This is a genomic window from Mycobacterium sp. WMMD1722, from assembly GCF_049315205.1.
Lineage (GTDB): Bacteria > Actinomycetota > Actinomycetes > Mycobacteriales > Mycobacteriaceae > Mycobacterium.
This window is the reverse complement of the sequence record NZ_CP186056.1, coordinates 306,976-321,013: the sequence shown is the minus strand read 5'-3', so window position 1 is coordinate 321,013 and position 14,038 is coordinate 306,976. Positions and strand designations below refer to the sequence as shown.

The 14,038-nt window shown below is 70.2% G+C and carries 11 protein-coding genes; 4 read left to right on the top strand and 7 right to left on the bottom strand.

The features are described 5' to 3' along the window. Position 1: 1 nt before the first annotated feature. From ACN27E_RS01505 to ACN27E_RS01495, 3 genes are all read right to left on the bottom strand, one after another. On the bottom strand, positions 2 to 5,149 hold the full coding sequence (locus tag ACN27E_RS01505; RefSeq protein ID WP_422746270.1) for a beta-ketoacyl synthase N-terminal-like domain-containing protein: 5,148 nt from the start codon (positions 5,147 to 5,149) through the stop codon (positions 2 to 4). Positions 5,150 to 5,222: 73 nt separating this feature from the next. After that, positions 5,223 to 6,398, bottom strand: a complete 1,176-nt coding sequence (gene hemW / locus ACN27E_RS01500) for a radical SAM family heme chaperone HemW (RefSeq protein WP_422746269.1) — start codon at positions 6,396 to 6,398, stop codon at positions 5,223 to 5,225. A gap of 33 nt (positions 6,399 to 6,431) precedes the next feature. After that, entirely contained in the window at positions 6,432 to 6,698 is a 267-nt protein-coding gene (locus ACN27E_RS01495) for a YdeI/OmpD-associated family protein (protein ID WP_422746268.1), read from the bottom strand. A gap of 138 nt (positions 6,699 to 6,836) precedes the next feature. On the opposite strand from ACN27E_RS01495, the gene ACN27E_RS01490 reads away from it, so the two are divergent. From ACN27E_RS01490 to ACN27E_RS01475, 4 genes are all read left to right on the top strand, one after another. Continuing rightward, positions 6,837 to 6,962, top strand: a complete 126-nt coding sequence (locus tag ACN27E_RS01490) for an Ms4527A family Cys-rich leader peptide (RefSeq protein ID WP_422746267.1) — start codon at positions 6,837 to 6,839, stop codon at positions 6,960 to 6,962. A 120-nt stretch (positions 6,963 to 7,082) separates the two neighbouring features. After that, on the top strand, positions 7,083 to 8,771 hold the full coding sequence (locus ACN27E_RS01485; protein ID WP_422746266.1) for a nitrite/sulfite reductase: 1,689 nt from the start codon (positions 7,083 to 7,085) through the stop codon (positions 8,769 to 8,771). 5 nt (positions 8,772 to 8,776) lie between these two features. Continuing rightward, on the top strand, positions 8,777 to 9,493 hold the full coding sequence (locus tag ACN27E_RS01480; protein WP_422746265.1) for a phosphoadenylyl-sulfate reductase: 717 nt from the start codon (positions 8,777 to 8,779) through the stop codon (positions 9,491 to 9,493). Then, a complete protein-coding gene (locus ACN27E_RS01475; protein ID WP_422746264.1) occupies positions 9,472 to 10,191 on the top strand; it encodes a sirohydrochlorin chelatase in 720 nt (239 codons plus the stop codon). The genes ACN27E_RS01480 and ACN27E_RS01475 overlap by 22 nt, the downstream gene beginning before the upstream one ends. Positions 10,192 to 10,198: 7 nt before the next feature. Here ACN27E_RS01475 and ACN27E_RS01470 read toward each other — a convergent pair whose 3' ends face one another. From ACN27E_RS01470 to ACN27E_RS01455, 4 genes are read right to left on the bottom strand one after another with little or no spacing between them, the layout of a single operon-like run. Beyond that, on the bottom strand, positions 10,199 to 11,260 hold the full coding sequence (locus ACN27E_RS01470; protein ID WP_422746263.1) for a sulfate/molybdate ABC transporter ATP-binding protein: 1,062 nt from the start codon (positions 11,258 to 11,260) through the stop codon (positions 10,199 to 10,201). An 18-nt stretch (positions 11,261 to 11,278) separates the two neighbouring features. Beyond that, entirely contained in the window at positions 11,279 to 12,091 is an 813-nt protein-coding gene (cysW, locus tag ACN27E_RS01465) for a sulfate ABC transporter permease subunit CysW (protein ID WP_422746262.1), read from the bottom strand. Then, complete coding sequence (cysT, locus tag ACN27E_RS01460) at positions 12,088 to 12,930, bottom strand: sulfate ABC transporter permease subunit CysT (RefSeq protein ID WP_422746261.1); 843 nt, start codon at positions 12,928 to 12,930, stop codon at positions 12,088 to 12,090. Before cysT ends, cysW begins: the two co-directional genes overlap by 4 nt. Beyond that, the gene (locus tag ACN27E_RS01455; RefSeq protein WP_422746260.1) at positions 12,927 to 13,985 is read right to left on the bottom strand and encodes a sulfate ABC transporter substrate-binding protein; all 1,059 of its coding nucleotides are present in this window, start codon (positions 13,983 to 13,985) and stop codon (positions 12,927 to 12,929) included. Before ACN27E_RS01455 ends, cysT begins: the two co-directional genes overlap by 4 nt. Positions 13,986 to 14,038: the final 53 nt, after the last annotated feature.

Genomic DNA, 14,038 nt, shown 5'->3' with positions numbered 1-14,038 from the left:
GTCAGGCCGCCGAGTCCGCCCCGGCGCTCAGCAGTTCGACGACGCGCGCGGTCACGGCCGCAGCCGTGGGATGTTCCCACAGCAGCGTGGGGGGAAGCGTCAACCCGGTCTGCTTCTCCAGTGCGCGGCGCAGCGCGACGGTCATGATGGAATCGACGCCGATCTCGACCAGTGGCAGCCGGATGTCCACATCTGCCGGCGCACAACCGAGTTCGGTGGCCACCGCCGCGAGGACCTGGGCCGACGCCCAGTCCTGGAGGTCCACGTCGCCGCGGTCGGCGACGGCGGGCGCATCGGCGTCGCCGACTCCGGCCTGGTGGGGCGCCACGTCGGCGAACATCGGCACGGCGGCGGCCGCGGGCAGCACCGGCAGCACGACCACGTTCGGATCGTCGTCACGCAGCGCCGCGTCCAGCGACCGCATCGCCTCCTCGACGCCGATGGTCCCCATTCCCAGCGCATCGAGCTGGGCGCGCACGAATCCCGACGCCGACCCCATGCCCAGGCCGCGCCATGCCGTCCAGGCCACGCTCACGGTGCGGTCCCCGAGGCCGCGGCGGTGCCGGGCCATCGCGTCGAGATAGGCGTTGCCGCAGGCATAGGCGCCCTGGCCGGGGAAGCCGGCGAGGTAGCCGCACGAGGAGAACAGCACCATCCAGTCCAGCCGTCCCGGCGGGAACACCTCGTGCAGGGTTCGCATGCCGTCGACCTTCGGCCGCATCGTGGCGGAGAGATCGTCGGGGGTGGTGCTCATCAGCAGCGCACCCGCCTCGACCCCGGCGGCATGGACCACCCCGCGCACCGGCGGGAGATCCGCCAGGACGCCGCGCAGTGCGCCGGCCGCGCCGGGCGCCCCGATGTCCACCGCCGCGATCCGCACCGACACGCCCCGTTCTTCGAGCGCCGACACCACCGCGACGGTTTCCCGGTTACCGTCGGCGGGCCAGGCACTGCGTTCGGGCAGACCGGACCGGGACAGTAGCACCAGGCGCCGAGCGCCGAGATCGGCGAGTCGCTGCGCGAGTCGCAGTCCGAGCGCACCGGTGCCGCCGGTGATCAGATAGGTACCCCCGGGCGAACACCGCATCGGTGCCGCGTCGCCGGGCGCCGCGTCGGCCAGACGTGCGGCGTAGGCCACTCCCTCACGGACCACCACGACGCCGTGCCCGTGCAGGACACCCAGCGCACGCGGCGGAAGCCGGTCGCCGTCCACATCCAGCACGCCGCCCCACAGCTGCGGATGTTCGGCCGCGGCGACCCGCGCCAGACCCCACAGCGGCGCGTGGCCGAGGTTGTCGCCCTCGTGCACCCCCCGGGTCAGCACCCACAGCCGCGCCCTGCTCCGCGCGGCGTCCATCCGCTGCAGGATGCCCAGCACGGATTCGGCCGACGCCTGCGGGGTGTCGGCCCCGCGCGGCAGCACCAGCACCACCGCGCCGGGCACCAGATCGCCGAACGCCTCGGCACCGGACGGGCCGAGCATCCGATGCGGCACATGCGCCTCGTCGAGATCACGGGTCACGAACTGCCGGGTCACCTCGTCGCCGCCCACCAGCGCCACCTCGACGGGCGCGTCGCCGGCGGGCCAGGACACCGGATGCCAACTGAGGTGGTGCAGCAGGCGGCCGCTGTCGCGTCCACCCGCGCTCTCCAGCTCTTCGAACGTCATACCGGTCAGGGTGACCGACACCGCACCGGACTCTTCGGCGATCACCACGTCGGTGACGGCGGTGCCGGCGCGCCGGCGTACATGCACCAGCGCGACCGCGGGTGGCTTGTCCCTGATGTGGACGCGTTCGATGCGGGCGGGCATGCGCAGCCGCGGCGGACCGTCGAAAGCGGTGGAGGCGGCCGAGGTCGCCGCGTCGAGCAGGCCGGCCCATGTGGTCGGCGTGGATCCGTCGGGCTCGGCGGCGACCCGGGCGAACAGTTCACCGTCGCCCCGATGCAGCTGAAGGATCCGCCAGCCGAAACCCATCGCCGCAACGCCCAGCCCGGCGAGCGTCTCGACCACGTGGTCCGACGGCAACGGTTCGGTGCAGCGCGACCGGATGTCGGCCTCGTCGAGCGCGTCGGGCCCGGTCTCGGCGGCCGTTGCGGTCAGCGCCGTGCAATGGGTCAGCCAGCCGCTGTCCGGTCCGTGGCCGGATCCGTCGTCATCCTCGTCGACCACCCGCGAGGCCAGCGCCAGCGACCGGTCCTGCAGGACCACCTGGATGTCGCGGGGGCGGCCGGGCGGAACGGGTGTGCGCAGGTGGACGTCGACCAGATCGCCTGCCGCAGCGGCCGAGAAGGTGTTCAACAGCACCGCCGCGGGCACGATCTCGGTGCCCTGGACCGGGTGGTCGCCCGGGTAGGGCCGGGTCGACACGTCCAGCCGGGTCTGCCACACCCGTGACGGCACCGCACCGCTGACGTCCAGCCGTCCGCCGAGCAGGGTGTGGGTGTCTGTCTCGTGGAGGGCGCTCCCGCCCGGCGGTGTGGCGGGTGTACGCCAATGCCGCCGATGCATCCACGGTGTGCCGGGCAGCCCGTCGGCCCAACGGGTTCCGGGCGCGATACCGGGGTCGACGGGCGCGCCATGGCAGTACAGCGATCCCACCGCGGCCGCGATCGCCCGCCGTTGCGGCTGCTCGCGGCGCAGGACCGGCACCACGGCGTGTTCGGCGATCCCCAGATGGCTCAGCGTCTCCGAGATCGAGTGCGCCACCACCGGGTGCGCCGAGACCTCCAGGAACAGCCGGTGGCCGTCCTCGGCGGCGGCCGTCACGGCCTCGGCGAACCGCACCCGCGCGCGCAGGTTGGTCACCCAGTAGCCGGAGTCGCGGGGGGCCGACGATCGCGGGTCGCTCAACGCCGTACTGTACAGCGGCACGGCCGGTGGCCGCGACGGACCCAATTGCCCTGTGGAGCAAGCCAATTCGTCGGTCAGCGCATCCATCGCCGGGCTGTGGAATGCGACATCGGTGTTGACCCGGCGCACGGTCACGCCTTGCTCGGCCCATTCACCGGCCACCGCGGCGACCGCGGCGGGGGTGCCGGAGATGACGGTCGACTGCGGTGACGAGCTGATCGCGGCCACCACATCGGTGCGGTCGGCCAACCGCTGTTCGGCGTCGGCAAAGGCCAGACCCACCAACGCCATCGCGCCGTCGCCCTGTACCGCGCGGAAACCCCGCGCCCGGTAGCACGCGACCGCGGCGCCATGGGCCAGGTCGAACGCCCCGGAGACCACACCGGCGGCCACCTCGCCGACCGAATGGCCGATCACCGCCGCAGGACTCACCCCGCGCTCGCGCAGCACCGCGGCCAGACCCACCTGCATCGCGAACGTCAGCGCCTGCACCCGGTCGGTACCTCCCAGCTGTCCGGTGCGCAGCGCGTCGCGCGCGGAGAAGCCGAGCTCGGCGGCGAACACCGGTTCGACGCCATCGATCACCGCGGCGAACACCGGTTCGGCCGCCAGGAGTTCGCGCCCCATCCCCGGCCAGTGCGAACCGTGCCCGGAGAACACCCAGACCGCACCGTCGGCGGCCGCGACCAGCACCTCGCCGGTGACCACGCCGGGCTCGCGGCGCTCGGCGGCCACCGCGTCCAGCCCGGCGGCGAGTTCACCGCGGTCCTGGGCGATCACGGCGGCCCGGACCGATTCGTGCGAGCGTCGCGTCCACAGTGCCGCCGCCACGTCGGGAACCGAGACCTCCTGCCTGCGAAGGTGTTCGGCCAGGGCGGCCGCCTGTGCGTGCAGCCGGGACCGCGACCGCGCAGACACCGGAACAACCGTCGGCGCGGAGGTTCGGTCCTCGTGGGCCGCCGGCGCGGCGGGCGGCGCCTCCTCGAGCAGCACGTGGGCGATGGTGCCGCCGTAGCCGTAACTGCACACCGCCGCCCGGCGCGGTGCGTCGCCGCGCCGTGGCCAGGGCTCGACGCTCGTCGGGACCCGCAGACCGCTGCTCGACCAGTCCACCGCGGGGGTGAGGGTACGTACGCCCGCGGTCGGGGGAATCTGCTCGTGCTGCAGGGCCATCGCAGCCTTGATCAGGCCCACCACGCCCGCGCCGCCCTCGAGATGACCGACATTGGGTTTGACCGAGCCCACGCGGCACCGCCGGGCGTCGTCGCGCCCGGCGCCGTAGACCGCGGCCAGCGCGTTGAGCTCCACCGGGTCCCCGGTCGGCGTGCCGGTTCCGTGCGCCTCGACGAAATCGACGGTGTCCGGCGAAATTGCGGACAGCTCGCAGGTGCGCCGGAACAGGTCCTCCTGGGCGGCGCCGTTGGGCGACATGATGCCGACCGTGCGGCCGTCCTGCGCGACGGCGCCGCCGCGCACCACGGCGATCACCCGGTCACCGTCGCGGATCGCATCGTGCAGTCGTTTGAGCACGACGACGGCCGCGCCCTCACCGCGGCCATAACCGTCGGCCGCGGCGTCGAAGCTCTTGCATCGGCCGTCGGGCGCGGTCGCCCCGGCCCGGTCGAGCACCCGGGTCAGACCCGGGCCGATCAGAGCGCTGACTCCGCCGGCCAGCGCGAGCGAGGTCTCTGCGGTGCGCAGCAGCTGACAGGCCTGATGCACCGCCACCAATGAGGCCGCGCACGCCGCGTCGAGCGCGACGCTGGGCCCGCGCAGATCGAGCAGATGCGAGACGCGGTTGGCGATGCCGCACAACGAGGTTCCGATACCGGTCCACGCCTCGATGCCGGGCAGGTCCTCCATGACGAGCTTGCCGTAGTCGTCGGAGTTGACCCCCATGAGCACGGCGGTGTCGCTACCGGCCAGCGTCCGCGGCGAGACCCCGGCATGTTCGAGCGCCTCCCAGGACACTTCCAGCGCCAACCGCTGCTGGGGATCCATCAGTTCGGCCTCGCGCGGAGAGACGCCGAAGAACTCGGCGTCGAAGCCGGCGAGGTCGTCGAGGAAGGTGCCCCACGGCGTGGTCTCGCGCAGCACCGCGGCGTTGCGTGGATCGCGGCGACGATAGGGCTCCCACCGCTCGGCGGGAATCTCGCGGACGTCGCTGCCGCCGTCGAGCAGAAAGCTCCACAGGTCGGCCGGGGTGCTGATGGCGCCGGCGAGCCGGCAGCCGATACCGACGATGGCGATGGGTTCGGGAGTCTGGGTAGCCTTGCCTAAGTTCCCGCGCACCATGCGGACATGGTTGCACAGCAGCGTTCGTTCGGGGCGAGCACCTTAACGTTTCCTGTGGGCCCTGCGATCGACGTCACGCCAGCAGGCTGCGGACCACTCCGTCGGCCAGTAGCCGGCCGCCATCGGTCAGCACCAGGTGCTCGCCGTCCACCTGGACCAGACCGTCCCCGACCAGACCCGGCACACGGGACCGTTCCGCCGGCGCCAACCGGGTCAGCGGCAGGCCGCGGCGCAGCCGCAGGCGCAGCATGACGTCTTCGACGTGGACGACGGTGCCGTCGAGCACCTCATGATCGGCGATCGGCAACCCGCCGCCGGCCAGTGCTTCGGCGTAGGCGTTCGGGTGTTTGACGTTCCACCACCGGGTGGCGCCGAGGAAGCCGTGGGCGCCGGGACCCGCTCCCCACCATTCCCCGCCGTCCCAGTAGCCGAGATTGTGCCGGCACTCGGCGCCCGGTCGGGCCCAGTTGGACACCTCGTACCAGGTCAGCCCGTCCGCAGCGAGCCGCGCGTCGAGCAGCTCGTAGCGTGCGGCCAGCACGTCGTCGTCCGGCGCGGCCACCTCACCGCGGCGAACGCGGCGCGCCAGCGCCGTGCCGTCCTCCACCACCAGGGCGTAGGCCGAGATGTGGTCCACCCCGGCGGCGAGGGCGGAGTCGGCCGAACGGCGCAGATCGTCGTCGGTCTCCCCCGGTGTTCCGTAGATGAGGTCCAGGTTGACGTGCTCGAATCCGGCGGCGCGCGCCTCCGCCGCCGCGGCCGGCGCCCGACCCGGTGAGTGCACCCGGTCGAGCACCGCGAGCACGTGCCGGGCGACGGACTGCATGCCCAGCGACACCCGGGTGTAGCCGGCGTCGAGCAGCGCCTCGAACAATTCGGGCCCACTCGACTCGGGGTTGGCTTCGGTGGTGACCTCTGCGCCCGGTGCCAGCGTGAAGTGGTCGCGCACGCCGTCCAGGACGGCCCGCAGGCCCGCGCCGCCCAGCAGCGAGGGTGTGCCCCCGCCGACGAAGACCGTCTCCACCGCGGGTGGCGTATCGAGCGTTCGGGCGGCCAGCTCCAGCTCGCACCGCAGCGCGGCCAGCCAGCCATCCGGATTCGCGCCACCGAGTTCGCCCGGCGTGTAAGTGTTGAAATCGCAATAGCCGCAGCGCGTCGCACAGAACGGGACGTGGATGTAGATCCCGAACGGCCGGCCCGCGGTGGCGGTCAGCGCGGGCGCGCTCTGGGGCAGGGTTCGGACGGTCACCGCGTCCATCCTCCCAGTTGTAGCGACCGGTTGCTAACGGCCGGTGCGCTCGCGGTGCTTGCACCCCGGCCAGCAGCACGGCCTGCGCTTGCCCTCTTCCAGTTCCTCCTGCGTGCGGCGGATGCGGCGCTCCCGCGTCTTCTGCTGTTTGGCGTCCTCCACCCAGCAGATGAACTCGTTGCGGGCCAGCGGGGTGATGTCCTCCCACTTCGCCAGCACCTCGGGGTTGCCCAGCAGCGCCGCACGCAGGTCAGCCGGGAGCTCGTGCACGACTCCGCCGGGGATCGCCTTCACGCCCATGGGCCGAGCTTAGATCGGGTACCCCCGCGGCTCGTGCTGGATCGACACCCAGTGTTCGGTGGTGAACTCGTCGATCGCCCACTTGCCGCCGCCGCGGACTTCTGCTCATCGAGAGCGCAAATCTGGCCGGGTTAGGGCATGTGCGGCCAACCGTGGCACAATAGCCGGGTGACCACTGCCCCCACCCTGAACGCCGGCGTAGCGCTGGTGGTCCGGCGGCATGTGGACTTCAAGCGCGTGTGTACCAGCTGTTGTCTGCCTTGACGCGTTCGATCTAGGACCCAGCCCACCGATATCTCAGCTGGCCGCCGGATCTGCGCCGCCGGCCAGCCCCCGGTGATCCAGCGCGCTCCGAACGCCGGCTCTTGAAGGAGCCAGACCTCCATGACCGAGACTCCGGCCACGCCTCGTCCCGCAAAGCCCGTGAAGCGCCCCCGTGGCGAGGGCCAATGGGCGCTCGGCTACCGCGAACCGCTCAACGCCAACGAGCAGTCCAAGAAGGACGACAACCCGCTCAACGTGCGCGAGCGCATCGAGAACATCTACGCCGTCAATGGTTTCGACAGCATCGACAAAGGTGACCTGCGCGGCCGATTCCGGTGGTGGGGCCTCTACACCCAGCGCAAACCCGGGTTCGACGGCACCTGGACCGGTGACGAGAACACCGACATGCTCGAAGACGAGTACTTCATGCTGCGGGTGCGCAGCGACGGCGGCGCGTTGACCGCCGCGGCGGTGCGCACCCTGGGGGCCATCTCCACGGAGTTCGCCAGGGACACCGCCGACATCTCCGATCGGCAGAACGTCCAGTACCACTGGATCGACGTCAAGAACATGCCGGAGATCTGGCGGCGGCTCGACGAGGTCGGCCTGCAGACCACCGAGGCGTGCGGCGACTGCCCCCGCGTCGTGCTGGGTTCGCCGTTGGCCGGTGAATCGCTCGACGAGGTCATCGACGGCACGCCGGCGGTCAACGAGATCGTCAAGCGCTACATCGGCAAGCCGGAGTATTCGAACCTCCCCCGCAAGTTCAAGACCGCGATCTCGGGTCTGCAGGACGTGGTGCACGAGGTCAACGACGTGGCGTTCATCGGCGTTGTCCATCCCGAGCACGGGCCCGGCTTCGATCTGTGGGTCGGCGGCGGTCTGTCCACCAATCCGATGCTGGGTCAGCGGGTCGGCGCCTGGGTGCCACTCGACGAGGTGCCCGACGTCTGGGAGGGCGTGGTCAGCGTCTTCCGTGACTACGGCTACCGGCGGCTGCGGTCCAAGGCCAGGCTGAAGTTCCTGATCAAGGACTGGGGCATCGGCAAATTCCGGGAAGTCCTCGAGAACGAATATCTCAAGCGCCCGCTGATCGACGGGCCGGCACCCGATCCGGTCACCCGGCCGATCGACCACGTGGGAGTGCAGAAACTCAAGAACGGGCTCAACGCCGTCGGGGTCGCGCCGATCGCGGGCCGGGTGTCGGGAACGATCCTGACCAAGGTCGCCGATCTGGCCGAAGCCGCGGGCTCGGACCGGATCCGGTTCACGCCCTATCAGAAGCTGATCGTGCTCGACGTGCCCGACGAGAAGCTCGACGAGTTGCGCGCCGGGTTGGACGCCCTGGGCCTGCCCTCGACGCCGTCGCACTGGCGGCGGAACCTGATGGCCTGCACCGGAATCGAATTCTGCAAGCTCAGCTTCGCCGAGACCCGCAGCCGCTCCCAGGTGCTGGTGCCCGAACTGGAGAAGCGACTCGCAGACATCAACGCCCAGCTCGACGTCCCGATCACCATCAACATCAACGGCTGCCCGAATTCGTGCGCCCGTATCCAGGTCGCCGACATCGGTTTCAAGGGCCAGATGGTCGACGAGGGTGACGGTCCCGAAGAGGGCTTCCAGGTGCACCTGGGCGGCAGCCTCGGGCTGGACAGCGGTTTTGGCCGCAAATTGCGCCAGCACAAGGTGCTGGCCACCGAGCTCGGCGACTACATCGAGCGGGTCGTTCGCAATTTCGTGAAACAACGAGAGCAGGACGAGCGTTTCGCTACGTGGGCGCTTCGCGCCGACGACGCGGATTTGAGGTAACAGAGATGACCGAGACGACCGACACGATGACTGAGATCGCCCTGCAGGAACTCGCCGAGCGCGGGGCCGCCGAACTCGGCCCGCACGCCAGCGCCGACGATCTGCTGCGCTGGACCGACGAGAATTTCGCCGGCAACTACATCGTCGCGTCGAACATGCAGGACGCCGTGCTGGTCCACATGGCCGCCGAGGTGCGCCCGGGTGTCGATGTGCTGTTCCTCGACACCGGCTACCACTTCGCCGAGACGATCGGCACCCGTGACGCCGTGCAATCGGTGTACGACGTGAACGTCGTCAACGTCGAGCCGGAGCGGACCGTTGCCGAGCAGGACGCAATGTTCGGCGAAAACCTGTTCGCCCGCCAACCCAACGAATGCTGCCGGATGCGCAAGGTCGAACCGCTGTCCAAGGCGCTGCGTGGATACTCGGCGTGGGTCACCGGCATCCGCCGCGTCGAGGCGCCGACGCGGGCCAACGCGCCGTTGATCAGCTGGGACAAGGCGTTCGGCCTGGTGAAGATCAATCCGTTGGCCGCCTGGTCGGACCAGGACATGCAGGACTACGTCGACCGCCATGGCGTCCTGGTCAATCCGCTCGTCGACGACGGTTACCCGTCGATCGGCTGCCTGCCCTGCACCGCGAAGCCCGTACCGGGCTCCGATCCGCGCAGCGGCCGGTGGGCGGGCACCGGCAAGGTCGAATGCGGGCTGCACGTCTCTTGACGCTCATCCTCACCGCCCACGGCAGCGCCGATCCGCGGTCGGCGGCGGTCACCCACGCGGTGGCCGGGCGGATCCGGCGGCTGCGGCCCTGGCTCGACGTGCGGCCTGCCTTCCTCGAGCAGACCCGACCAGCGCTGGGTGACGTGCTCGCTCAGACCCGAGACGCCGTCGTCGTCCCGTTCCTGCTGGCCGACGCGTACCACGCCCGCGTCGACATGCCGGCGGTGATCGCCGCCTCGGGTCGTCCCGCGCACCGGGCGGCCGTGCTCGGCGAGGATCCGGCGCTGGTGGCCGTCGCGCATCAGCGTCTCGTTCAGTCCGGCGTCTCCCCCCACGACACCGCGGTGGCAGTGCTGGTGGTGGCGGTGGGGTCCTCGGATGCCACGGCCAATGCACAGACCGCAACGGTCGCGTCGGCGCTGTCGCGCGGCACCCGCTGGGCCGGCGCGCAGGTGGCTTTCGCGACGGGCCCACACGCCGACCTCGACGAGGCGGCGGCGCAGCTTCGCGCGCAGGGCGCCACCCGCATCGTGATCTCGCCGTGGTTCCTCGCCCATGGCCGGATCACCGACCGGGTGGCGAAATGGGCTGCGGCACAGAATATCCGGATGGCCGAGCCGCTGGGGTCGCACAACCTGGTGGCGGCAACCGTGTTGGACCGCTACGACGAGGTCAGCCAGGCGCACGCCGCCGCTTGAGACCTGCTCAGGCCGTGGTGAACTCGTCGGCCTCGTCGGCCGCGGGCGCTTGGGTGTCCCCGGGAATCGCCGGTACCCGGGTGGCGCGCACGTAGACGGTGTCGCCTTCCTTGAGCCCGAGCGCCTCGGCGTCGCCGCGGGTGATCTGGGCGGTGAACGGCGCGTGGGTGGCCGCACTGGTCAGCTCGATGCGCACCTCGAAACCCAGCATCACGATCCGGTCGATGGTGGCCCGGGTGACCCCCGCCGAGGACACGCTGCCGTCGGCTTGTGCGATCGCCATGTCCGGGTTGCGGCCGACGCGGATGTCGTGCGGCCGCACCAGGGTTCCGTTCAGCGATGACACCGCGCCGAGGAACGACATCACGAAGGCGGTGGCCGGGGTGTCATACACCTCGGTGGGTGATCCGACCTGTTCGATACGGCCCTTGTTGAGCACCGCGATGCGGTCGGCGACGTCGAGCGCCTCGGCCTGGTCATGGGTGACGAGCACCGTGGTGACGTGGACTTCGTCATGCAGGCGGCGCAGCCACGCGCGCAGATCCTCGCGCACCTTGGCGTCGAGCGCGCCGAACGGTTCGTCGAGCAGCAGTACCTGCGGGTCCACGGCCAGCGCGCGCGCCAGCGCCATCCGCTGCCGCTGGCCGCCGGAGAGTTGATTCGGATAGCGGTTCTGGAAGCCGGCCAGACCCACCACCTCGAGCAGGTTGTCCACCTTCTGTTTGATCTCCGCCTTGGGGCGTCGACGGATTCGCAGCCCGAACGCCACGTTGTCGCGGACGGTGAGGTGCTTGAACGCCGCATAGTGCTGGAACACGAAGCCGATGCCACGGCGCTGCGGCGGCACCTTCGTCACGTCGCGGCCGTTGATGGTGATGGTGCCGGTGTCGGGCAGGTCGAGACCGGCGATCGCACGCAACAGCGTCGACTTCCCCGATCCGCTGGGCCCGAGCAACGCGGTGAGCGAACCCGACGGCACCTCGAAGTCGATGTTGTCCAGTGCGGCGAAGTCGCCGTAACGCTTGTTGGCACCTCGTACGACGATCGCGGTGCCGGTCTGGGCGGTCATCTCAATTCCCCTCCATGCTCACTTGCTCTGGCGTGCCCGTCGGGCGTCCAGCAGCACCTGGACGATGAGGACGATCACCGCGACACCCATCAGCAGCGTCGCGATCGTGTAGGCGCCGTATTCGGCGCCGCGGTTGTAACGGTCGGCGACCAGCAGAGTCAGCGTCTGGGAGGTGCCGGGCAGATTCGACGACACCATGATCACCGCGCCGAACTCACCGAGCGTCCGCGCGATCGTCAGCACCACGCCGTACGTCAGCCCCCACCGGATCGACGGCAGGGTCACCTTCCAGAAGGTCTGCCACCAGGTCGAGCCCAGCGTCGCGGCGGCCTCCTCCTGGTCGGTGCCGATCTCGTGCAGCACCGGTTCGACCTCCCGGATCACGAACGGCACGGTGACGAAGACGCTGGCGAGTACGATGCCGGGGAATCCGAAGATGATCCGCCACCCCAGCCCGCTGTCGACGAAGCCGAACAGTCCCGCCGAACCCCACAGCAGGATCAACGCGACGCCGACCACCACCGGCGACACCGCGAACGGCAGGTCGATCACCGCCTGCAGGATCGTTTTGCCTCGGAATTTGTTGCGCGCCAACACCAGTGCGGTCGGCACCCCGAACAGCACGTTCAGCGGCACCACGATGGCGACCACGAGCAGAGACAGTTGCAGCGCCGAGATCGCCGCCGGCGTGCTGACGGATTCGACGAACGCGCCGATGCCCGGGGAGAAGGTGCGGAACAGGATCAGTCCGACCGGCACGATGACGAGCACGACGATGTAGGCCAGCGCGAGGTAGCGCAGCAGGTGCTTGACCACCGGCGACAGGATCATCCCGAGAGCTCCTCGCGCTTGGCCGCCCGGGCGCCGATGGCCCGCAGGATGAACAGCACCACGAAGGAGATCACCAACAGCACGATGGAGATGGCCGCGGCGCCGGTGCGGTCGTCGTTCTCGATCAGCGTGCGGATCCACTGGGAGGACACCTCGGTCTGGCCGGGCACCGCGCCGCCGATCAGTACGACCGAACCGAATTCACCGATCGCCCGGGAGAACGCCAGGCCCGCGCCCGACAACAGCGACGGCAGCAGCGCCGGAAGGACCACCCGGGTGAAGATCGTCAGGTTGTTGGCGCCCAGCGAGGCGGCCGCCTCCTCGGTCTCGTGGTCGAGTTCGAGCAACACCGGCTGCACCGACCGCACCACAAACGGCAGCGTCACGAACAGCAACGCGACGCCGACGCCCCACTTCGTGTGCTGCAGGTGCAGACCGACCGGGCTCGCGGGGCCGTACAGCGCCAGCATGACCAGGCTCGCGACGATGGTGGGCAACGCGAACGGCAGGTCGATGACCGAATCGACGAGGCGTTTGCCGGGGAAGTCGTCGCGGGTCAGCACCCAGGCGACGATCAGACCGAAGACCAGGTTGATCAGCGTCACGGCCACCGAAATCGTCAGGGTCACCCGGAACGACGACAGCGCCGCCGGCGAGCTGACCGCATCGGCGAACGCCCGCCAGCCTCCGCCGGCGGATTGCCACACGATGGCGGCGAGCGGCAGCAGGACGATGACACTCAGCCAGATCGAGGCGGCGCCGATCCGCAGCGACGTGGTTCCGTACCGGCCGGGACGCAGCGGGCTCGGGGCGGTGTCCGGCGTCAGGGCTGCCGTCATCCAGTCGCCTGCTTGTAGATCTTGGTGATGCTGCCATTGTCCTTGTCGAACAGCGCGGGATCGATCGCGTTCCAGCCACCGAGATCAGCGATGGTCCACAGCCGCTCCGGCGTCGGGAAGTCGTCGGCGAAGTCCTCGGCCACCCCCGGGTCGACCGGCCGGAAGCCCGCCTCGGCCCACAGCTTCTGGGCTTCGGGCGTGTACAGGAAATTCTTCAGCGCGGTCGCCTTGTCCGCATGCGCCGAACTGGTCACCACCGCGACCGGATTCTCGATCTTGAAGGTCTGCGGCGGGTTCACGTGTTCGACGGGCTTGCCCTGCCGCTCGACGTTGATCGCCTCGTTCTCATAGCTGATCAAGACGTCACCGGTGCCCTGCAGGAACACGTCGGTGGCTTCGCGCCCCGAGCTCGGGCGGGTCTTCACGTGGTCGCTGACCAGCTGGTCGACGAAGTCCAGACCGGCTTGCGGGTTCTGGCCGCCATTGCTCTTCGCGGCGTAGGGAGCGAGCAGGTTCCACTTGGCCGAGCCGGAACTCAGTGGGCTCGGCGTGACGACCTCCAGCCCGGGCGCCAGCAGGTCGTCCCAATCCCTGATGTTCTTGGGGTTGCCTTTGCGGACCACCAGCGATACCACCGATCCGAACGGGACGCCTCTGGTGGCGTCGGCGTTCCAGTCCTCGGCCACCTTTCCGGCCTTGACCAGACGGGTGATGTCGGGTTCCACGGAGAAGTTCACGATGTCGGCCGGTTTACCGTCCTGCACGGCGCGGGACTGGTCACCCGATGCGCCGTAGGACGTGGTGACCGCCGTGCCCCTGCCGTCCTCGGTCGCGGCGAAGGCGGGGATGATCTTGCTCCAGCCCGGCTCGGGCACGGCGTAGGCGACCAGGGTCAGCGTGGTCTCGGCATTCGAGGCGCCGTCCCCGCCCGGAACGTCACTGGCGCCGCCACCGCACGCGGCCAGCACGGTTGCGGTGAGGCCGAGCGCAGCCGCGGTACGCCACCGGTTGGCGAACGGGGACAACGAGAACGGCGACCTGCGGAACTGGGGCATGTGTGGCCTTTCCTTGCGGCTGTGGAGGGGAGGACGAGCACCCATCGATGCGG